Annotated in this window: 24 protein-coding genes; 6 read left to right on the top strand and 18 right to left on the bottom strand. The window is 72.2% G+C overall.

Going from position 1 to position 17,902, the window contains the following annotated elements; all coding sequences use genetic code 11:
• Nucleotides 1-20: 20 nt before the first annotated feature.
• The 3 genes from pdxR (at nt 21) to E1262_RS07985 (ending at nt 2,913) form a co-directional block, all read left to right on the top strand.
• Nucleotides 21-1,433, top strand: a complete 1,413-nt coding sequence (pdxR, locus tag E1262_RS07995; RefSeq protein ID WP_132102605.1) for a MocR-like pyridoxine biosynthesis transcription factor PdxR — start codon at nt 21-23, stop codon at nt 1,431-1,433.
• Nucleotides 1,434-1,798: 365 nt separating this feature from the next.
• A complete protein-coding gene (locus tag E1262_RS07990; protein ID WP_132102604.1) occupies nt 1,799-2,290 on the top strand; it encodes a MarR family winged helix-turn-helix transcriptional regulator in 492 nt (163 codons plus the stop codon).
• On the top strand, nt 2,287-2,913 hold the full coding sequence (locus tag E1262_RS07985) for a hypothetical protein (RefSeq protein WP_132102603.1): 627 nt from the start codon (nt 2,287-2,289) through the stop codon (nt 2,911-2,913). Before E1262_RS07990 ends, E1262_RS07985 begins: the two co-directional genes overlap by 4 nt.
• Before the next feature lie 16 nt (nt 2,914-2,929).
• Here the strand turns inward: E1262_RS07985 and E1262_RS07980 are convergent, their stop codons facing one another.
• From E1262_RS07980 to E1262_RS07960, 5 genes are all read right to left on the bottom strand, one after another.
• Nucleotides 2,930-3,916 (bottom strand): NAD(P)-dependent alcohol dehydrogenase, encoded by a 987-nt coding sequence (locus E1262_RS07980; protein WP_132102602.1) that lies wholly within the window; start codon nt 3,914-3,916, stop codon nt 2,930-2,932.
• 104 nt (nt 3,917-4,020) lie between these two features.
• Nucleotides 4,021-4,719, bottom strand: coding sequence for a TetR/AcrR family transcriptional regulator C-terminal domain-containing protein (locus E1262_RS07975; protein WP_132102601.1), 699 nt, complete (start codon nt 4,717-4,719; stop codon nt 4,021-4,023).
• A 137-nt stretch (nt 4,720-4,856) separates the two neighbouring features.
• On the bottom strand, nt 4,857-5,117 hold the full coding sequence (locus tag E1262_RS07970; protein WP_203453668.1) for a hypothetical protein: 261 nt from the start codon (nt 5,115-5,117) through the stop codon (nt 4,857-4,859).
• Nucleotides 5,118-5,119: 2 nt separating this feature from the next.
• Nucleotides 5,120-5,461 (bottom strand): YciI family protein, encoded by a 342-nt coding sequence (locus tag E1262_RS07965; RefSeq protein ID WP_203453667.1) that lies wholly within the window; start codon nt 5,459-5,461, stop codon nt 5,120-5,122.
• Nucleotides 5,462-5,574: 113 nt separating this feature from the next.
• Entirely contained in the window at nt 5,575-7,521 is a 1,947-nt protein-coding gene (locus E1262_RS07960; protein ID WP_132102600.1) for a beta-galactosidase, read from the bottom strand.
• A 77-nt stretch (nt 7,522-7,598) separates the two neighbouring features.
• On the opposite strand from E1262_RS07960, the gene E1262_RS07955 reads away from it, so the two are divergent.
• Nucleotides 7,599-8,600: a LacI family DNA-binding transcriptional regulator gene (locus tag E1262_RS07955; protein WP_132102599.1), complete on the top strand. Its 1,002-nt coding sequence runs from the start codon at nt 7,599-7,601 to the stop codon at nt 8,598-8,600.
• A 110-nt stretch (nt 8,601-8,710) separates the two neighbouring features.
• Here the strand turns inward: E1262_RS07955 and E1262_RS07950 are convergent, their stop codons facing one another.
• Nucleotides 8,711-9,169, bottom strand: a complete 459-nt coding sequence (locus E1262_RS07950) for an SRPBCC family protein (RefSeq protein WP_132102598.1) — start codon at nt 9,167-9,169, stop codon at nt 8,711-8,713.
• Nucleotides 9,170-9,290: 121 nt separating this feature from the next.
• Between E1262_RS07950 and E1262_RS07945 the strand changes: the two genes are divergently transcribed.
• Complete coding sequence (locus E1262_RS07945) at nt 9,291-10,364, top strand: DNA topoisomerase IB (protein WP_132102597.1); 1,074 nt, start codon at nt 9,291-9,293, stop codon at nt 10,362-10,364.
• Here E1262_RS07945 and E1262_RS07940 read toward each other — a convergent pair.
• From E1262_RS07940 to E1262_RS07930, 3 genes are all read right to left on the bottom strand, one after another.
• Nucleotides 10,361-12,151, bottom strand: coding sequence for a thiamine pyrophosphate-requiring protein (locus E1262_RS07940; protein WP_132102596.1), 1,791 nt, complete (start codon nt 12,149-12,151; stop codon nt 10,361-10,363). The two genes, E1262_RS07945 and E1262_RS07940, sit on opposite strands and share 4 nt — an antisense overlap.
• Before the next feature lie 94 nt (nt 12,152-12,245).
• Entirely contained in the window at nt 12,246-12,623 is a 378-nt protein-coding gene (locus E1262_RS07935) for a DUF6766 family protein (protein ID WP_203453666.1), read from the bottom strand.
• Between the two features lie 23 nt (nt 12,624-12,646).
• Nucleotides 12,647-13,033 carry a hemerythrin domain-containing protein gene (locus tag E1262_RS07930; protein ID WP_132102595.1) on the bottom strand — a complete coding sequence of 129 codons (387 nt, stop codon included), beginning with the start codon at nt 13,031-13,033 and terminating at the stop codon, nt 12,647-12,649.
• Between the two features lie 121 nt (nt 13,034-13,154).
• Here E1262_RS07930 and E1262_RS07925 point away from each other — a divergent pair, with 121 nt between their 5' ends.
• A complete protein-coding gene (locus tag E1262_RS07925; RefSeq protein WP_132102594.1) occupies nt 13,155-13,529 on the top strand; it encodes a VOC family protein in 375 nt (124 codons plus the stop codon).
• Nucleotides 13,530-13,539: 10 nt separating this feature from the next.
• Here E1262_RS07925 and E1262_RS07920 read toward each other — a convergent pair whose 3' ends face one another.
• The 9 genes from E1262_RS07920 to E1262_RS07880 are packed head-to-tail and all read right to left on the bottom strand — an operon-like array spanning nt 13,540 to nt 17,900.
• On the bottom strand, nt 13,540-13,821 hold the full coding sequence (locus E1262_RS07920; protein WP_132102640.1) for a gas vesicle protein K: 282 nt from the start codon (nt 13,819-13,821) through the stop codon (nt 13,540-13,542).
• 8 nt (nt 13,822-13,829) lie between these two features.
• Nucleotides 13,830-14,012 carry a gas vesicle protein gene (locus E1262_RS07915; RefSeq protein ID WP_203453665.1) on the bottom strand — a complete coding sequence of 61 codons (183 nt, stop codon included), beginning with the start codon at nt 14,010-14,012 and terminating at the stop codon, nt 13,830-13,832.
• Complete coding sequence (locus tag E1262_RS07910) at nt 14,009-14,794, bottom strand: GvpL/GvpF family gas vesicle protein (protein WP_132102592.1); 786 nt, start codon at nt 14,792-14,794, stop codon at nt 14,009-14,011. The genes E1262_RS07915 and E1262_RS07910 overlap by 4 nt, the downstream gene beginning before the upstream one ends.
• Nucleotides 14,787-15,098, bottom strand: coding sequence for a gas vesicle protein GvpJ (gene gvpJ, locus E1262_RS31905; protein WP_203453664.1), 312 nt, complete (start codon nt 15,096-15,098; stop codon nt 14,787-14,789). The genes E1262_RS07910 and gvpJ (E1262_RS31905) overlap by 8 nt, the downstream gene beginning before the upstream one ends.
• Before the next feature lie 4 nt (nt 15,099-15,102).
• Nucleotides 15,103-15,357, bottom strand: a complete 255-nt coding sequence (locus E1262_RS07900; RefSeq protein ID WP_132102591.1) for a gas vesicle protein GvpO — start codon at nt 15,355-15,357, stop codon at nt 15,103-15,105.
• Nucleotides 15,354-15,572 (bottom strand): gas vesicle protein GvpG, encoded by a 219-nt coding sequence (locus E1262_RS07895; protein WP_132102590.1) that lies wholly within the window; start codon nt 15,570-15,572, stop codon nt 15,354-15,356. Before E1262_RS07895 ends, E1262_RS07900 begins: the two co-directional genes overlap by 4 nt.
• Entirely contained in the window at nt 15,560-16,363 is an 804-nt protein-coding gene (locus tag E1262_RS07890) for a GvpL/GvpF family gas vesicle protein (protein ID WP_132102589.1), read from the bottom strand. Before E1262_RS07890 ends, E1262_RS07895 begins: the two co-directional genes overlap by 13 nt.
• Complete coding sequence (gene gvpJ, locus E1262_RS07885) at nt 16,360-16,782, bottom strand: gas vesicle protein GvpJ (protein WP_132102588.1); 423 nt, start codon at nt 16,780-16,782, stop codon at nt 16,360-16,362. The genes E1262_RS07890 and gvpJ (E1262_RS07885) overlap by 4 nt, the downstream gene beginning before the upstream one ends.
• Nucleotides 16,779-17,900 (bottom strand): SRPBCC family protein, encoded by a 1,122-nt coding sequence (locus E1262_RS07880; protein WP_132102587.1) that lies wholly within the window; start codon nt 17,898-17,900, stop codon nt 16,779-16,781. The genes gvpJ (E1262_RS07885) and E1262_RS07880 overlap by 4 nt, the downstream gene beginning before the upstream one ends.
• Nucleotides 17,901-17,902 lie beyond the last annotated feature (2 nt).

Below are 17,902 nucleotides of genomic sequence, written 5' to 3'. Positions count from 1 at the left end.
CCGCGATAAGGTCCAATGGCATGGCGGGACCCCGGACCAATTCCACCGCCGAGAGTCTGCTGGTGACGCTGGACCGGGACGGTGGCGAGCCGCTGCACCGGCAGCTCGCGGCGGCTGTGCGCGACGGCGTCCGGTCCGGCCGGCTGCGCCGCGGCACCACTCTCCCGCCCACCCGCCGCCTGGCCAGTGAGCTCGGCGTGTCCCGCGGCGTCGTCGTCGAGGCGTACCAGCAACTGGTCGCCGAGGGCTATCTGACCAGCCGGACCGGCGGGTACACCGAGGTTGCGGCGGCACCGGCAGCACAACCCGCGCCGGCCGCACCGCCCACCCGGCTTGAGCCCGCCATCGACTTCGGCTACGGCCGCTACGACGTCGCGAACTTCCCGCGGGTCGCGTGGCTGCGGTCGATCCGCCGGGCCTACGCCCAGGCGCCGAACGAACGGTTCGGGTACCTGACCGGCCGCGGCACACCGGAACTGCGTGAGGCGCTGACCGACTACCTCAATCGGGTCAGGGGCACCGCCGCCGCCCCGGACGCCGTCGTGGTCTGCAACGGCTACGCGCAGGGGATCGCCCTGCTCGTCCAGGTGCTGACCGCCCGCGGCGCCCGCCGCATCGCCGTCGAGGACCCGTCGGCCGACGACGACCTGCGGCCGCTCGCCGCCGCGGCCGGGCTCGAGGTGGTCGGCGTACCGGTCGACGACGACGGCCTGCGCACCGACCTGCTCGGCAGGATCGACGCCGACGCGCTCGTCCTGACGCCGTCGCACCAGTGGCCGACCGGTGCGGTGCTGACGGCGTCGCGCCGGGCCGCGGTGCTGCGGTGGGCGGCCGAGCGGGGCGCGGTAGTCGTCGAGGACGACTACGACGCCGAGTACCGCTACGACCGCGCGCCGGTGGGCGCCATGCAGGGACTGGCGCCCGACCTCGTCGTCTACGCGGGGACGGCCAGCAAGACGCTCGCGCCCGGGCTCCGGCTCGGCTGGCTGGTGCTGCCCCGGTCCCTGGTCGACGACGTCGCCGCCGCGAAGCTGGTGGCCGATCGCGGCTCGCCGGTGCTCGACCAGCTGACGTTCGCCGACTTCCTGACGCACGGCGAATTCGACCGGCACCTGCGGCGGATGCGGCCGGTCTACCGGCGCCGGCGTGACGTACTGCTGGACTCGCTCGCCGCCCGGCTGCCGGAGCTGGAGGCCGCGGGCATCTCGGCCGGGCTGCACCTGGTCGCTTGGCTGCCGGCCGACGTCGACGAGGCATCGGTGGTGGCCGCGGCGGCCCGCCGCGGCGTGCGGGTGAACGGCGTGACGCCCTACCGCATTTCTCCGGCCGAACGAGGCGGATTGATCTTCGGATATTCGGCCCTGAACGAACGCGCAGTCGCGGACGGAGTCGCGAGGCTGGCCGCCGCGTATGCCGACATTCGCCGGGTTTGACCGCCAGTACCGCGGACCAGTTCGCGCGACCCGCCGTCCGTCACCGCCGCCGCACGGAAGACGCGCTGGTCGACGCCCCGTGGCCGCGATCTTCTGGATCCAGATGCGCGGAGGGGGGTCGATGCGTTAGTGTTGTTGCACGAGCCACCCTGCCGTTTTGCCCCCCAAATTGGCAGGGTGGCCCTTTCTTTGCCCGGAGCATTTCTCCGCCCCCGCAAACCTGCCTTCGCCGTGATTTCTGTCACAGCATTTGCGATCTTTCCGCTACCGTCCTCACTTTGTCGTTTCGTCACCCGGCCGGCTCGCCTGTCTGGCGCCAGTGCGCTATCCTGTGAACCACCGACATAGTGAAGGCGCATCACGAAATGCCGAGCCCGCAGAAACACACCGAGGCCCTCGGCCGGGTCCTCGAGCTGGTCGTCGTCCTCAGCGACGACATGACCCGCTCGCTGGCTGCCCAGGGGCTCACCAATGCCCGGGCGCACCTGCTCTGGGAGCTGCACCGCCGCGGCCCGTCGACCCAGCGTGTGCTCGCCGACGCCCTGCGTGTCAGCCCGCGCAACATCACCGGCCTGGTCGACGCACTGGTCGCCACCGGCTTTGTCACCCGTGAGCCGCATCCCACCGACCGCCGGGCCACCCTGGTCTCGTTCACCGAGCACGGCGCTGCCGTCACCGCCGCCATGGAGCACGACCAGCACGAGTTCGCCCGCATCCTCTTCGCCGACATGCCCGACGACCGATTCGCCGCGCTGGTCGACGGCCTCGACGACCTGCTGGCGCGGCTGCGCGCCCACGGCGTGTCGATCGACGCGAGCCGCGAGGCCACCGACCCCGAGAGCGAGGCCGGCCGATGACCGAGACCACCGAGCCCCGCGGCGCGTCCCTGTTCCAGAAGGCCGCCGCCTACGAGTCGGGCGTGTGGCGCAGCCTGTACGTCTGGCTGGCCCGGCGCCCGCGGGTGCCCGAGCCCGGCGCCACGCCGTTCGGCTACGTCGAGCCGGTCTCGCTGATCATCTGGGTGTTCATCATCGGGTCGGCGATCGAGGTGGTGGTGGTCCACTTCATCATCCCGTGGCCGGTCGTGCAGATCATCGCGCTGGTGATCGGCATCTGGGGGCTGATCTGGATGCTCGGCTACGCCGCGTCGCTGCGGGTGCATCCGCACGCCGTCGGCCCGGCCGGGCTATGGGTCCGCAACGGGTCCACCGTCGACATCCCGCTGCGCTGGTCCGACGTCGACGCCATCCGGATCCAGAAGCGGACGCTGCCGGAGTCGAAGACCGTCCAGGTCGCCGACGGCGAGGACGGCGCCGTCCTGCAGGTGGCGGTGTCCAGCCAGCTCAACGTGCACCTCGTGCTGTTCGAGCCGGTGACCGTCGAGCTGCTGAACGGCCCGGTCACCTTCACCGAGCTGCGCTTCTACGCGGACGACCCGAGGGGCCTGGTCACCCTGGCCCGCGAGCACCTCCGGGCATGACGGCGGTGACTGCGCCTCAAATGGTGACGACGACCTTGCCGCGGGCGTGGCCCTCCTCGGAGTACCGCAGCGCGGCCGGGAGCTCGGCGAACGGGTAGCTCCGGTCGACGACCGGGACGACCCGCCCAGCGTCGAGGTACTCCGTCAGCGTCAGCAGGTCCGCCCGCCGGTTCCCGGCGTCGGCCACCTGAGTCATCGTCATCCGCTGCGACACCAGCGGACCGACCAGGAGCGCGGCGAACGCATGCGCGGCCGGCTGCAGCCAGCGACCGGCCGGACCGCCGACGACGACCAGCGCGCCGTCGTGCGTCAGGATCCGCCGGAACGCCCAGGCCGAGTGCCCACCGGCGATGTCGACGACGAGGTCGAAGCGGCCACCGCCGCGGGTGACGTCGGTGGTCGTGCGGTCGACGACGTCGGCGGCGCCGATCTCACGGACGAGGTCGGCGTTGCGGCCGCTGCATACGCCGGTGACCTCGGCGCCCATCGCCGCCGCCAGCTGGACGGCGAACGTGCCGACCCCGCCCGAGGCGCCGTTGACCAGCACCCGCTGACCGGCCTGGACCCTTCCGTCGTCGCGGACCGCCAGCAGTGCCGTGACGGCGGCCAGTGGCACGGCAGCCGCCTGTTCGAACGAGAGCGTGCGCGGCATCGGCGCGAGGTCGGCGGCCGGCACGCGCACGTACTCGGCGAAGCCGCCACCGACGACCAGGGCGAACACGGAATCACCCGGCGCGAAGCCGGTGACGTCGCGGCCGACGGCGGCCACCTCGCCCGCGACGTCGGCGCCGAGAATGTCGATCTTCGGCCGGCGCAGCCCGAGCGTCCCCGGCATGAGCCGGGCGATCCGCGGCTCACCGCGCAGGTGGTGCCAGTCGTACGGCTGCACCGACGTGGCGCGGACGCGGACCAGCACCTCGTCGTCGCCGGGCACCGGGGTCGGGACGTCGGCCAGTTCGAGGACGTCGGGGGAACCGTACGAGGGGATGACGAACGCCTTCATGGTGCCTCCTGAGCAGCGATTCTTACGCTGTAAGGTCGACCGTATGTTGTAAGGTAGCCGTACGGCGTAAGGCTGTAAAGACCTGGCGGGCTGTTCCCGTGACGTCAGGAGGAGCGTTCGCGGAGGCGGTCGAGCCCCTCGAGGATGAGGTCGAGGCCGAACTCGAACTCGGCCTGGTCGTCACACCAGCCCAGCGTGGAGTCGGGGTCGTCGTGCGCGATCTCGGCCAGCATGCCGACCAGGTGCGGCAGCCGCTCGGCGAACCCGGCCAGCGCTTCGTCGGCGCCGGACCCATCACCGGGGTCGAACAGTTCCTGGCTGAACCCGAGCGCCCGGCTGCCAAGCGCGTGCAGCGCGTGGTGGCCGAGGTCGTAGGAGAAGCCGCCGTCGCGCATCAGCCCGAGCAGGCGGTCGTGGTAGAGCAGGATCTCCGGGCTCATCGCCGCCCGGGTCTCGAAGACGGCCGGCGCCCAGGGGTGGCGCAGCAGCACCTCGCGGGCGGCCAGGATCCGGCGGCGCACGGCGGTCTTCCATTGTGCACCCGCCGACGGCACGTCGAGGGCGTCGACCACCTCGTTGATCTCCCGCGCGACGACGTCGGCGATGCCGTCGAGGACCTCGTCCTTGTTGGCCACGTGGTAGTACAACGACATCGCCTCGGCGCCGAGCTCCTCGGCCAGCCGGCGCATGGTCAGCGCCCCGATGCCGGCCTCGTCCGCGATGCGGACCGCGGCCCGCAGCACCCGGTCCCGGCTCAGCGGGACCCGATAGGGACCGGCCTCGGTGTCGGCAGCCACGTGCATCACCTCGGCTGGCCATCGTACAAGGTCAGGACGCCTGCCCGTGGTGCGGTACGCGCGTCAGCCCAGTGCGGCGGCTCGCGCCTCGGCGGCCTGGTCGTCGTTCGCGGCGTGTTGACATGAGCGCCAACGGTTGGCGCTCATGTCAACATGCCCGGATCGTGAGCGGCGGTCTGGCCGGTCGGCCTGGCGAGTGAGGCTGCGCCGGCGCGGCCGCCGCCGTGGGCCGTCGTCACCAGCCACGCGGCAGGGTTGGCCGGCGCGCCCGTCTCCGGCCACCGCGCGGCGGCGATCGCGAACGCCTCCTGCGCGGCCTCCTCGGCCCGGTCGATGTCGCCGAGGAACCCGACCAGCGAGGCCAGCACCCGGCCCCACTCGTCCCGGAAGACCTCCTCGAGCACGCTCAGCGCCGCGCCACCACCGGCCTGACCTCCACGACGCCGCCGTACCGCGCCGCCGGGATGCCCGCCGCCACCTCGATCGCCTCGTCCAGGTCGGCCGCCTCGATCAGGACGATACCGCCGAGCACCTCCTTGGTGTCCGCGAACGGGCCGTCGGTCAGCAGCGTCCGGCCGCCGGCCACGCGCACGCTGGTGGCGGTCTCGGCCGGCTCCAGCTGGGTGCCGCCGAGGAACCGGGGGTCGTCGCCCAGCGCCTCGTAGTCGGCCTGCACGGTCGACCGTTCGGCTTCGGGAACCGCGTCGTCGTGGCCGGGCTGGGCGTAGATCATCAGGGCATACTGCACGTGAACCTCCGGACGGCGGACTTTCCCTCACCCCTATGACGAACCAGCGGACGCGAATGAGACAGCCCAGCCGGGAAAGGAGGGCGGAAGTCCTCGTGATGGCCCACCCCGGCCTAGGCGTCGCGGAGAATGCGCACTTCGCGCGGGGCGAGGGTCAGCTTCTCGCCGCCCAGCACGACCTGTCGCTCCTCGCCGCGGTGGTTGAGGACGAAGGTCGCGTCGCCGCGGACGATGGCCTCGACGCCGTCGGCGGACCGGTCGAGGATGCCGTCGACGCCGGCGTCGGCGAGCAGGGCGTCGGCCACCCGCGCGAGGCCGGCGGCGTCGAAGTGGGTACCGACGTACCACGCGGCACCGGTGCCGACGGCGTTCCGGGTGATGGCGGGCCCGCCCGCGACGTCGCCGTCGGCGAAGGCGGCCACGACGTCGGCGCCGTCGGCGTGGGCGAACTCGCTCCACAGCCGGCCGGTGAGCGGGCCGAGCTCACCCTCGACCGCGATGACCGGCGGCGCGGCATCGCCCGGGCCGGCCAGCGGAGCGAACTCCTCGATGCGCACCCCCAGCGTGGCGGCCAGCCGGCCGAGGTAGCCCGCCGGGTTGACGTGCAGCGACTTGTCGAGGATCCCGGACTGGAACGTCACCGCCAGGGTTCCGCCGGACGCCGCGAACTCGTGCAGCCCGTCCAGTGCGGCGCCGTCCACGGCGAAGAGGACCGGCGCCACGACGAGCCGATAGCCGGAGAGGTCGGCGCCGGGACGGACGAAGTCGACCGTGACGGACCGGTCCCAGAAGGCGCGATACCAGTCGCTGACGATGCCCAGGTAGTTCAGCGCCGTCGGCCGGGACGGCTGCTCCAACGCCCAGCGGGCGTCCCAGTCGAACACCATCGCGACCCGGGCGGGTACCGGCTGCCGCTCGACCCAGTCCATTCCGCCCAGCTCGGCACCGAGCGCCTCGATCTCGCGGAAGATCCTGGTGTCCGGTCCGGCGTGCGGAACCATCGCCGAGTGGAAGGTCTCCGAGCCGCTGGCCGACTGCCGCCACTGGAAGTACATGATCCCGTCCGCGCCCCGCGCCAGCGCCTGCATGGACAGCACTCGGTTGCCACCTGGCGGCTTCGGCGCGTTGCGGGGGCGCCAGTTCACCGCGCTCGGCGCCTGCTCCATCAGCACCCACGGCCGCTCCCCCGCCAGCGACCGCATGAGGTCGCGGCCCAGCGCGGCGGTCACCGGCGAGTCCGGGTCTGCGGGGTCCGGGTAGCTGTCGTCGGAGACGAAGTCGACCTCCTCCGCCCAACGCCAGTAGTCCAGCGGCCGGAACGGTCCCATGAAGTTGGTGGTGATCGGGACGCCCGGGCTCAGCTCCCGCAGGATCGCCGCCTCTGCCCGGTACAGCTCGAGCAGCGCGTCGGAGCTGAACCGGTCGAAGTCGAGCAGCTGGGTCGGGTTCAGGAACGAGGGGGCGGCGCGCGGCGGCTCGACCTCGTCGAACGTCGCGTAGCGCTGCGACCAGAAGGCCGTCCCCCAGGCGTCGTTCAGCGCCTCGACGGTCCCGTACCGCTCACCCAGCCAGCCCCGGAACGCCACCGCCGAGTGGTCGCTGTAGCAGCGGCTCACGTGGCAGCCGAACTCGTTGTTCACGTGCCAGGCGACCAGCGCCGGATGCGACCCGTACCGCTCGGCCAGCGCCCGGACCAGCCGCCCGGCCAGCCGCCGGTAGCTGGGCGAGTGCGGGCTGTAGTGCTGCCGGCTGCCGCCGCCGAGCCGCACGCCGTTCGCCGTCACCGGCGCCACGTCCGAGTAGGCCCGCAGCACCCACGGCGGGGGCGACCCCGTCGCCGTCGCGAGGTCCACGCCGATGCCGGCCGCGTGCAGCCGGCCGAGGACGTCGTCGAGCCACTCGAATTCGAACCGCCCGTCCTCCGGCTCGAGCTGCGCCCACGAGAAGACCCCGACGGTGGCGACCGTGACGCCCGCGCGGCGCATGAGCCGCACGTCCTCGTCCCAGACCTCCTTGGGCCACTGCTCCGGGTTGTAGTCGCCGCCGAACCAGAGAGTCATCGCGGTCCTTCCTCACTCCGTGAACGTTCACGGTGACGCTACGCTGGGCGTGGAATCGGGGTCAAGAAGGGGCGACGATGAGCGGCGGCCACATCACGATCGAGGACGTCGCGGCGGCGGCCGGCGTCTCCCGGCAGACCGTCACCCGGGCGATGAACGGCATGCCCGAGATCAGCCAGCGCACCCGCGAGCTGGTCCTGCGGACCGCCGCTGAGCTCGGGTACCGGCCCAGCCGGTTCGCCAGCAACCTGGCCGCCCGGCGGAAGGTCCGTTCCATCGGGCTCGTCCTCGGCTCGCTGCGCAACCCCTACTACACCGAACTCGCCGCCGAGCTGCTCGACGTCGTCACGCCGCGCGGATGGCAGGTGCTGATGGCCTCGCACGAGCAGGGCGACGACGTCGCGCTCGTCGCCGCGCTCAGCGGCCAGGCTGACGCGATCGTCGGCTACTTCATAGGCGACGAGACGGACCTGGTGGCCGCCGCGCGCGGCGTGCCGCTGGTCCAGGTGGAACGGCCGGCCACCGTGTCCGGCATGCACGCCGTGATCGTCGACTTCGACGCCGCGATCGAGGCGCTGCTGGACGAGCTCAGGAGCCGTGGCGCACGACGGTTCGGCCTGATCGAGTCCAGCATGCCGCCGGAGGACGGCCGCCGGTACCGGCCGACCCGCCGGCGACGGTCCTACGAGCGGTTCGCCGGGCCGGACTCCGCCGATGCCGTCGTCGTCGCCGAGGAGTCGATCAGGGGCGGCGCCGACGGCCTCGTCCGGCTCCGGGCAAAGCACCCCGACGTCGACACCGTGGTGGTGTTCAACGACCTCATGGCCATGGGCGCGATGCAGCAGGCCCAGCTCGACGGTGTCGCCGTCCCCGGCGACCTGCGCGTCGTCGGCGTCGACGGCCTCTCGCTCGGTGCCGTCATGTCGCCCCCGCTGTCGACGTTGTCGATCGACCGGCGCGCGCTCGCGGCGGAGGCCGCCGACATCGTCAGCACGCTGCTCGACGGCGCCGAGCCGCCACCGCAGCCGTCGGTCGTCCGGACGGTGCTCCCGCGGCCGCTCTGGCGTGCTTCTGCCTGACGGCGCCGGCCGGTGAGCGCTACGTCGACACCTGGCCGACAGCGATCGCCGCAACGGCCGACGTCGTGAAGCTCATCGTCGACCCCCGCCGCTGACCCGCGCCTCGCCGGCTATCCCTCACGCGGGACGTCGCCGCGCCAGGCGCCGGAGGCGAGGCCGCGTTCCTCGATGAACTGCTTGAAGTTCTCCATGTCGCGCTCGGCGGCTCTGGAGACGATGCCGCTCTTGTCCGCGACGGTCTCAACCATGCCTTCGGGCTCCATGTCCAGTTGCAGCGTCACCCGCGTGTTGTCGTTGTCGAGCTTGTGGAACGTCACGACGCCGGCCTGGTCGGTGCCGCCGGTGGAGCGCCAGGCGATGCGCTCGTCGGGATGCTGCTCGGTGATCTCGGCGTCGAACTCGCGCTTCACTCCGGCGATCTTCACCGTCCAGTGCAGGTGCCGGTCGTCGAGTTGGCGGACCGACTCGACGTCGTCCATGAACTTCGGGAACTCCTCGAACTGCGTCCACTGGTTGTACGCGGTCGTGATTGGTACGTGCACGTCGACCGACTTCGTCGCGGTGGTCATCGGTGCTCCTCTCGGGTCGTCGGTTCGTCCTTGCTGCGCCTGTACCCCTGGTGCGCGCCGCCATTCGGCCGTGTGCGGCCGGGCCCGCGGGGTATGAACCCTGCGCACGGAGGGGGTGGCGGTGCGACTGCGACGATGGGATCCGGCCGGGCCGGCGATCCTGCGGCGCCGCCGGGGTCGCGGGTTCGGCTACGTCGACGTCGGCGGCGAACCGCTGTGCGACGACGAGGCGCTGGCCCGCATCACCGGCCTGGTGATCCCGCCGGCCTGGAAGGACGTGCGAATCTGCCCATGGCCGCACGGCCACCTGCAGGCCGTCGGCACCGACGACGCCGGCCGGCGGCAGTACCTGTACCACGAGGCGTGGCGCGTGCAGCGCGACCGGGAGAAGTTCGCCCGGGTCCGCGAGTTCGGCCGGACGCTGCCGAAGGCCCGCGTCCGCATCGCCGAGGACCTTGCCACCCGCGGGCTGAACCGCCGCCGCGTCCTCGCCACTGCCGCCCGGCTGCTCGACATCGGGTTCTTCCGTATCGGCAGCGAGGCCTACGCGCAGGAGAACGGCTCGCACGGCCTCGCCACCGTGCTCCGCTCGCACGTGAGCGTCGCCCGCGGCGGCGCGTCATCATCGAGGACTGACGTCAGACCTCGCGGTCGGCGTCCGACCCTCGTGTTCGAGTACCCGGCGAAGTCCGGCCAGGAGCGGGTCCAGGCGGTCGCCGACGAGGACGTCGTCGCGGTGGTGCGGGCGCTGATGCGCCGCCGCGAGCCGCACCAGACGCTGCTCGCCTACTTCGAGGGACGCGCCTGGCACGAGGTCCGCTCCGCCGACATCAACGACTATCTGCACGAGATCTGCGGCGACGACAACAGTGCCAAGGACTTCCGCACCTGGCACGGCACGGTGCTCGCCGCGGTGGCGCTCGCGACGGCGTTGGACGACCCGGCGGCGCTGAGCCGGACCGCCCGCCGCCGGGCCGAGGCGCGCGCGATCAAGGAGGTCGCCGAGTACCTCGGCAACACCCCGGCGGTCTGCCGTTCCGCCTACGTCGATCCCGCGGTCATCCAGGCGTTCCAGCAGGGCGTCACCGTCCGCCGCACGCTGGAGCGGCTCGGCACCGACGACGTGCTGGTCGGCGAGGAGGACCGCGAACGGGTCGAGCGTGCCGTCCTCGACCTCCTCGACGAGGTCGGCTAGCGGCGGCCTGGCACGAACTCCTGCGCCTTGCTCTTCACGCCTTGGACCAGCACTCGCCACGCGTTCGGGTCGCCCTTGAGCAGCGCCTCCGTGGTGTCCTTCAGCTGCTCGAACGTCGCGTGCGGCGGGATCGGCGGCACTTCAGGATCGCACCGGACGTCCAGCAGCATCGGCCCGTCCGCCGACAGCGCCCGGTCCCAGGCGTCGCCTACCTCGCCCGGCTCGTCGACCGCGATCGCATCGAGGCCGAAGGCGCGCGCCACCCCGGCGTAGTCGACGTCGGGCAGACTCTGCGACTCCTCGAACTTCGGCGCCCCGCCGAGCGCCCGCAGCTCCCACGTCACCTGGTTGAGGTCGTTGTTGTGGAACACGCAGACGACGAGCCGCCGGTCGGCCCAGCGGTCCTGGTAGCGGCTGATCGTCAGCAGCTCGGCCAGCCCGTTCATCTGCATCGCACCGTCGCCGACGAGCGCGACGACCGGCCGGTCCGGGTGGGCGAACTTCGCGCCGATCGCGTACGGCACCGCTGCGCCCATCGTCGCCAGTGTGCCGGACAGCGAGCCGCGCATCGTCCCGTGCACCCGCAGCAGCCGCGCGTACCAGTTCGTCGACGAGCCGGAGTCGGCGGTGACGATCGCGTCGTCGGGGATCCGCAGCGACAGCTCGTGCACGATCCGCATCGGGTTGATCGGCTTCGCGTCGACCATCGCCTGCCGCTCCACCGTCTCCCACCAGTCGGTGACGGTGCGCTCGACCCACTCGCGCCACGAGCGGTCGCGCACGGGCCGCAGCAGCGGTAGCAACGCCCGCAGCGTCGCGCCCGCGTCGCCGACGAGGTTGACCTCCGTCGGGTAGCGCATGCCGGCCATCCGCCCGTCGAGGTCGATCTGGACCGCGCGGGCCTGGCCGAAGCCGGGTAGGTACTGGGTGTACGGGAAGCTGGAGCCGACGATCAGCAGCGTGTCGCAGTCACGCATCAGCTCGTAGCTGGCCCGGGTGCCGAGCAGCCCGATCGCCCCGGTGACGTACGGCAGGTCGTCGGAGAGCACGTCCTTGCCCAGCAGTGCCTTCGCCACGCCGGCTCCGGTGGTCTCGGCCAGCTTCATGATCTCGCCGGCCGCGCCGCGGGCGCCCTGCCCTACCAGGATCGCGACCTTCTCCCCCGCGTTGATCACCTCGGCGGCCGCGGCCAGCTGCTCCTCGGAGGGCACGACGACGGACGACGGCGCGTCCGGCGGGCCGGAGGGCACCTGCCGGAACACGTGGCCCGGCGCGTGGTAGTCCAGCTCCTGGACGTCGGCCGGGACGATGACCGCCGTCGGCGCGCGCCGGGCCAGCGCCGTCCGGAACGCCCGGTCGACGGCGTTCGGCAGCTGCTCCGGGACGTTCACCTCAGTCAGGTACTCGCTGGCGACGTCCTTGAACAGCGCCTGCAGGTCGACCTCCTGCTGGTAGTGCCCGCCCATCGCCGCGCGGTCGGTCTGCCCGGCGATCGCCACCACCGGCACGTGGTCGAGCTTGGCGTCGTAGAGGCCGTTGAGCAGGTGGATCGCCCCGGGTCCCGAGGTGGCGACGCAGACGCCGGGCCGGCCGCTGAACTTGGCGTACCCGACGGCCTGGAGCGCCGCCATCTCCTCGTGCCGCGCCTGGATGAACCTCGGCTCGTCGTCGGCCTCCTCGAACGCCGCGACGATCGCGTTGATGCCGTCGCCCGGATACCCGAAGACCTGCTCGACCCCCCACTCGCGCAACCGTCCCAGCAACCGGGCCGCCACCGTCTCGGCCATGGTCCCTCCTCACTCGCCGGTACCTCGCCGGTGTCTCGCCGTTGTCTCGCCGGCGCCCCGTACCCAGCGGCCGGGGTGGCAACCGGGTCAGCGGTCAGGTACTGGGCTCGGGGTTGATCGCCGCCTCGTCTCCGGACTCCGGGCCGACCTCGCCGGCGCCCACCCGCTCGTGGATGTTGTCGATCTTGCGCTCGATCCGCTCCAGGTCCTCGGCGTCGGCCTGGAACAGCAGGTGCTTCGCGGCCAGCAGCAGCACGGCCTGGAAGACCAGCTGCAGCCACTCGCTCTGCCAGTTCTCGAACGTCGAGGCGAAGAACGACGTCAGATAGTCCGACCAGGTGAACGGCTCACCGTGGGTCCGCTGCTCGCTGCGGAACTCCGACAGCTGGGTGAAGAACTGCCCCAGCCACGAACCGAGGAACAACAGGATCAGGACGTACACCGCGCCCCAGCGCCGCAGGTTCCGCATCATGGCCTCCTTCGAACGGCCCGGCCTCAGTCGGGCCGGACCTCTTCACGCAGCTCCTCCTTGGACATCGAGCCGGTGCCGTCCACACCGAGGTTGCGCGCCTGCTGGGCGAGGTCCGCGCGGGTGGCCTCGCCCGGCCGCTCGCCGAGGTGCTCCGCCCGCGCCGTGAGGAACGCCTCGGCCTCCGCGTGCTCCTCCTGGCTGTGCGCGACCTCCTCGGTCTCGCCGGCCTCATCACGCGCGACGGGGTAGACCTCGGCCTCCTCGGCCCGGCTGTGCGCGACCAGCAGGGCCATCACCTCGGTGACCGCCAGGTCCCGCTGTCCCGGGTCGGTCCGCAGCAGCTCGAAGAGCCGCTCGATCTCCCGGTGGTCCTTCTCGATCAGGTCGACCACGTCACGGCTGTCGGCCATCGCTGCCACCTTTCGGTCACGCCGTTCGGACTGGCCGGGACGTACCCGCGACCGGCGGCCGCATGCCTGGGACGTGCGCCGCTGGGTACGGCCGCCGTAGACACGACGACCGGGAGGATCGATGACGAGCACGTTCGCACAGTGGACACTCGACGTCCGGGACGTGGACCTGATGGCGCGGTTCTGGGCCGCGGCGCTCGGCTACCGGATCGAGCCCGACAGCGACGGCGGCGGCGCCCACCTGCGGCCGCCCGAGAGCGCACCGGCGGGGACGCTCTCAGTCTGGCTGCAGCCCAGCGCGGGCCCGAAGCACGAGAAGAACCGCAACCACCCGGACCTCGTCGCCGCGGAGGGGAGGGCGGACATGGAGGTCGAGCGGCTGCTCGGGCTCGGAGCCACCCGCGCCGACGTCGGACAGACCGGCCGCGAGGGGTTCACCGTCCTGGCCGACCCGGAGGGCAACGAGTTCTGCGTCCTGAACCACCGGTCATACTGACAGGCGCGGCTCAATCGCCCAGGAGGGTGCCGAGCGGGCCGAGGTCGAGGTCGAGGTCGCGGATGGTCAGCCCGTACCGCCCGCGCAGCTCCGCCATCGCGGTGTCGAGCCGCAGCAACGCCTGGCCGAGCGCCTCGACCTGCTCGTCGCTGAGATCACCCTCGTCGACCCGCCGCAGGGCCTGCCGCTCCATCAACTGGCGGATCAGCTCGATGACGGTGAGGACGAGCTTGAACAGGTCGCGCTCGACGGAGTCCGCGTCGGCGTCGACCCGGTTCGGCAGGACGCGCACTGGATGGGTCACCGTCGCTCCTCCGCCCGGATGGATCGGATCAGCGCGTGCAACTGGACCTCCACCAGGTCGACGCCGGCCAGCGAGATGGTGATGTCGCCGGACAGCACGACGCCGGTCCCTAGCAGCCGGTCGAGCAGGTCGACCAGCGCGATCTGCGCCCCCTCGGGCCGGACCGGAGCGACCGTCACGGCTCGTCCATCGTGACGAACGAGTACGCCGGCCACGGCCCGGCCAGCTCGAACCGGCAGTCCGCGTACCGGTCCCGCAGACCCGCGACAGTGGCCGCGAACGCGTCCGCCCCGTCGGCCGGGACCAGGTAGGCGCCGTTGAGGCTCATCGGGGTGTCGCTGCCGGTCAGCCGCTGGTCCTGCACCGCGAGCCTGCGGGCGTCGACGGCGTGCTTGGCCAGTTCCTCGTGCACCTGCCCGGCGACCGCCGTCGCCCGGGCCAGTGCGTCGTCGCGGGCGGTCGCGGCGGCCTTACGACGCAGCAGGTAGGCCGCGCCCGAGCCCGGCGCCCCGGCCGCCGGCACCGGCTCCGCGTCGACGTCCGGGCCGAAGGCCTCCGGCGCATACACCTTGACGCTCCACTCGGCCCGGCCGGCGATCTCGTCGAGCGCCCGTTGGAGGCCGTCGTGCCAGCGCTCCAGCCGGTCACGGACGCCGTCGTCGTCCGCGACGACGGTGGCCAGCCGCAGCGGCGCGGCCGGGACCGCGCGGGCCACCCCGTCGATGACGGCGTGATGGGCCCGCGCCGCCGCCTCCAGCCAGCCGAGGTCATTGAGGTTGCGGGCCAGCGTCTCCTCGCCGAACGCGCCGTCCGTGCCGACGTCGACGGTGCCGACGACGGCGACGAGGTCGCGGTGGCGGACGGCGCGCACGGGCTCGCCGGCCACCCCGCGCAGACTGCCGAGGACCTCGTCGCCGACCGGCGCCGCGATGGCGTACAGGTAGCTGCCGGTCTCACCCATCGCGCGATCCGCCGCCGTCGCCGTCGCGGTTGCCGCTGCCGTTGCCGGTGTCCGAGAGCATCGGATCGCGGCGCCACCAGTCGATGCCCATCTCCTGGGCCTTGTCGACCGACGCCACCAGCAGCCGGATCCGGATCGTCAGCAGCTCGATGTCGAGCAGGTTGACCCGGATGTCGCCGGCGATGACGATCCCCTTGTCCAGCACTCGTTCCAGGATGTCGGCGAGGTTCGCCGGCTGCGGCGGCGCCGCCAGCGCCGAGCCGTACGGCCGGGTGAGCGGGGCGCGCTCTCTGGCCTCCGTCATGCGTTCAGTCCTCTCTCGACGCGCCGCGGGTGTAGCGCCGCACGCGCCGGTAGCTGGTCAGGTCGCCGTCCCCGTCGAGGTCGACGGCGTACTCGGCCAGCACGTCGGTCGAGTGCGGGATCCGTTCGAGCTCCAGCACCTCGACCCGTACCCGCCAGCCGTCGTCGGTCCGTTCGATGCCGGTGACGGCCTGCGCCGTGCGGCCGCTGAGCGTGGCCAGCTGCTCGACGGCGCGCTCGGCCGCCTCCGTCGCCTTCACAGCAGCCGTCCGATCAGCTCGTCCTCCATGGCCGCGGCCTCCTCCTCGGAGATCCGCCCGGCGGTGCGGTCCTGCTCCACCTGGTCCAGCGCCCGGCGGACGGCGACGGGGTCGCGGTACTGCCGCTCGGCCTCGGGGCCGATCAACCGGGCGAGCGCGACCACGCCGCGGACCGGCGCGAGCGGCCAGGTGACCAGCCCGGTCAGGAGGCCCATGAGTCGTCGTCCGGCACGAAGTCGTACGGCGCCGTCGGCCCGATCAGCCGGACCCGGGCGCGCCCGGCGAGGTTCCGCGCCGCCTGCTCCGCGGCCTGGTCGAACGCGTCCAGCTGCTCGTCGGCGACGAGGAAGGCGACGTCGATCAGGTGGTCCACCTCACCGGCGGCGCGGATGTTCCACGCCTCGGCGGCCGGGACGAGCAGGTCGAGCAGCGCCGCGCTGTCGACGTCGCGCTTGACCTCCAGTGCCCGCGCGACCAGCTCGCCCAGCCGGATCCGCTCGTTCCAGGTCGCCTCGACGGGGTGGTCCCGGGTGTCCTCACGCAGCGCGGCGATCTCCGGGTTCTCCCGGACGATCTCCGCCAGCACGGCCTCCTCGTCGTAGCGCGCCCGGACGACGTACTGCCGGTGACCGGACAGCTCGTCGAGGACGGAGGCGAAGAACTCCGTGTTCGGCTCGAGCAGCTCCCCCACCACCGCGCCGGTGTCGGTCACCACGGAGCCGAACCGCACGGGGATCACGGGGCAGCGCTGCGCCAGCGTGTCGGTCACCCGGCTGTGCGCGAGCAGGTCGTCACGCCGGCCGAACGCGCGGTCGGTGACGACCTTGCCGACCACGGCGGCCACCGGGCCGTGCGCGATCAGCTCGATGTCGCCGTCGTCGATACCGGTCAGCTCGTCCGGTGCGGACGTGCCGGCCGGCACGATGGCATACACATACTGTGCCGTCAGCGGGGCCGGACCGGCCGAGCCCTCGTCCATCGTCGCTCCTGCTTCCGTCAGTGTCATTCGTTCTCGCTCCTCCGCCGTCGGGCAGGAGCCTTCTTGGCCGGTCGGCGCCGATCCTTGCTCTCCTCCTCGTCGCCGCCGGTGAAGGCCTCCTTGATGCCCTCGATGGCACCGGAGGTCTTGCCCCTGGCCGTCTCGTGCACGCCGTTGCCCATCAGCTCGGTGAGGTCCTTGCCGCCGTGCTCGTACAGGTCGAGCCGGTTGGTCGCCTCCGCGAAGCGCAGATAGGTGTCGACACTGGCGACGACGACGCGGGCGTCGATGGTCAGCAACTCGATGCCGACCAGCGAGACGCGCACGTACGCGTCGATCACGAGGCCCTTGTCCAGGATGATGTCGACGACGTCGGCGAGTCCGCTGGGCGAGGGCCGTTGCAGCTGGCCACCGCCTCCGGACTGTCGCTGGTTGACCACAGTCATGCGCTCACCTCTCTCCGGCGCCGGCGGGGTGCCGGCGCCTCCTCGACGGGCTCCTCCTCCTCGACGGGCTCCTCCTCCTCGACCGGCTCTTCCTCGTCGGCGTACTCGTCCTCATCGATCGCCTCGTCCTCCTCGTCGACCGGCTCCTCCTCGTCGGCGTACTCGTCCTCCTCGACCGCCTCGTCCTCCTCCTCGTCGACCGGCTCCTCCTCGTCGACCGGCTCCTCCTCGTCGGCGTACTCGTCCTCGTACGACTCCTCGCCCTCTTCGGGCTCGGCCGCCTCGCGGTCGCGCGCCTCCTCGTCGGTCACCTCGACCTGGCTGTCGTGGATCTCGCCGCGCCAGCCCTCGACCTCGTCCGGGTTCTGGAGGAGGTGCACCATGACGTGCCGGCGGAAGTGCTTGAGCTCCAGCCGGGCCCGGCGGCCCTGCGCCCGCCAGATGTTGCCGGTGTGCTCGAACAGCCCCTTCGGGTAGTACTCGAGCACGACGACGACCCTGGTCAGCCGCGGCGCCAGCTCGTGGAACGTCACCGCGCCGTCGACGTGGCCCTTCTGGCCCGTCGAGCGCCAGATGATGAGCTCGTCCGGGACCTGCTCGAGGATCGTCGCCGACCACGTCCGGTGCGACCAGAACACCTGGGCCTTGAAGTCGAGCTTCTCGTCGGACTTCTGCTCGACGCTTTCGACCTTCTTCATGAAGCCGGAGAAGTCCTGGAACTGCGTCCACTGGTTGTAGACGACATCGATGGGCGCGCCGATGTCGATCTGCTCGACGATGTTGGTCGAGCGGACCGCCCTGTCGCCCTTGCCGCCCTTGCCGCCGGTCACCGCGCCGACGACCTTGTCCTTGACGCTGCCGAGGGCGCCCTTGACCGCGCCCGGCAGGCCCTCCTTCGCGGCACCCGCCAGGGCGCCGCCACCGATGGGCCCGCCCGCGGCGATGTCGTCGAGCTTGTCGGTCGCCTTGCCGATGCGGTTGCCGGCGGACTTGACCGCCCACTCGCCGAGCGACGTGAGCCCGTTCTTCGCCTCGTCCTTGAGCCGTTCCAGCGGCAGCTCGTCGGCCAGGCCGCGCCTGCCCTGGTCCGGGCGGGCCTCCGTACCCGTACGTGCCATGC

Source organism: Jiangella aurantiaca (assembly GCF_004349105.1).
Lineage (GTDB): Bacteria > Actinomycetota > Actinomycetes > Jiangellales > Jiangellaceae > Jiangella > Jiangella aurantiaca.
Note: the sequence above shows the minus strand (reverse complement) of the source record. Positions and strands in the feature narration are given on the sequence as shown.

What these genes read in the sequence shown, in the direction of transcription:
- pdxR (WP_132102605.1), top strand. Translation starts at nt 21, where the DNA reads ATGGCGGGACCCCGGACCAATTCCACCGCCGAGAGTCTGCTGGTGACG.
- E1262_RS07990 (WP_132102604.1), top strand. Translation starts at nt 1,799, where the DNA reads ATGCCGAGCCCGCAGAAACACACCGAGGCCCTCGGCCGGGTCCTCGAG.
- E1262_RS07985 (WP_132102603.1), top strand. Translation starts at nt 2,287, where the DNA reads ATGACCGAGACCACCGAGCCCCGCGGCGCGTCCCTGTTCCAGAAGGCC.
- E1262_RS07980 (WP_132102602.1), bottom strand. Translation starts at nt 3,916, where the DNA reads ATGAAGGCGTTCGTCATCCCCTCGTACGGTTCCCCCGACGTCCTCGAA.
- E1262_RS07975 (WP_132102601.1), bottom strand. Translation starts at nt 4,719, where the DNA reads ATGCACGTGGCTGCCGACACCGAGGCCGGTCCCTATCGGGTCCCGCTG.
- E1262_RS07960 (WP_132102600.1), bottom strand. Translation starts at nt 7,521, where the DNA reads ATGACTCTCTGGTTCGGCGGCGACTACAACCCGGAGCAGTGGCCCAAG.
- E1262_RS07955 (WP_132102599.1), top strand. Translation starts at nt 7,599, where the DNA reads ATGAGCGGCGGCCACATCACGATCGAGGACGTCGCGGCGGCGGCCGGC.
- E1262_RS07950 (WP_132102598.1), bottom strand. Translation starts at nt 9,169, where the DNA reads ATGACCACCGCGACGAAGTCGGTCGACGTGCACGTACCAATCACGACC.
- E1262_RS07940 (WP_132102596.1), bottom strand. Translation starts at nt 12,151, where the DNA reads ATGGCCGAGACGGTGGCGGCCCGGTTGCTGGGACGGTTGCGCGAGTGG.
- E1262_RS07935 (WP_203453666.1), bottom strand. Translation starts at nt 12,623, where the DNA reads ATGATGCGGAACCTGCGGCGCTGGGGCGCGGTGTACGTCCTGATCCTG.
- E1262_RS07930 (WP_132102595.1), bottom strand. Translation starts at nt 13,033, where the DNA reads ATGGCCGACAGCCGTGACGTGGTCGACCTGATCGAGAAGGACCACCGG.
- E1262_RS07925 (WP_132102594.1), top strand. Translation starts at nt 13,155, where the DNA reads ATGACGAGCACGTTCGCACAGTGGACACTCGACGTCCGGGACGTGGAC.
- E1262_RS07910 (WP_132102592.1), bottom strand. Translation starts at nt 14,794, where the DNA reads ATGGGTGAGACCGGCAGCTACCTGTACGCCATCGCGGCGCCGGTCGGC.
- gvpJ (WP_203453664.1), bottom strand. Translation starts at nt 15,098, where the DNA reads ATGACGGAGGCCAGAGAGCGCGCCCCGCTCACCCGGCCGTACGGCTCG.
- E1262_RS07895 (WP_132102590.1), bottom strand. Translation starts at nt 15,572, where the DNA reads ATGGGCCTCCTGACCGGGCTGGTCACCTGGCCGCTCGCGCCGGTCCGC.
- E1262_RS07890 (WP_132102589.1), bottom strand. Translation starts at nt 16,363, where the DNA reads ATGACACTGACGGAAGCAGGAGCGACGATGGACGAGGGCTCGGCCGGT.
- gvpJ (WP_132102588.1), bottom strand. Translation starts at nt 16,782, where the DNA reads ATGACTGTGGTCAACCAGCGACAGTCCGGAGGCGGTGGCCAGCTGCAA.
- E1262_RS07880 (WP_132102587.1), bottom strand. Translation starts at nt 17,900, where the DNA reads ATGGCACGTACGGGTACGGAGGCCCGCCCGGACCAGGGCAGGCGCGGC.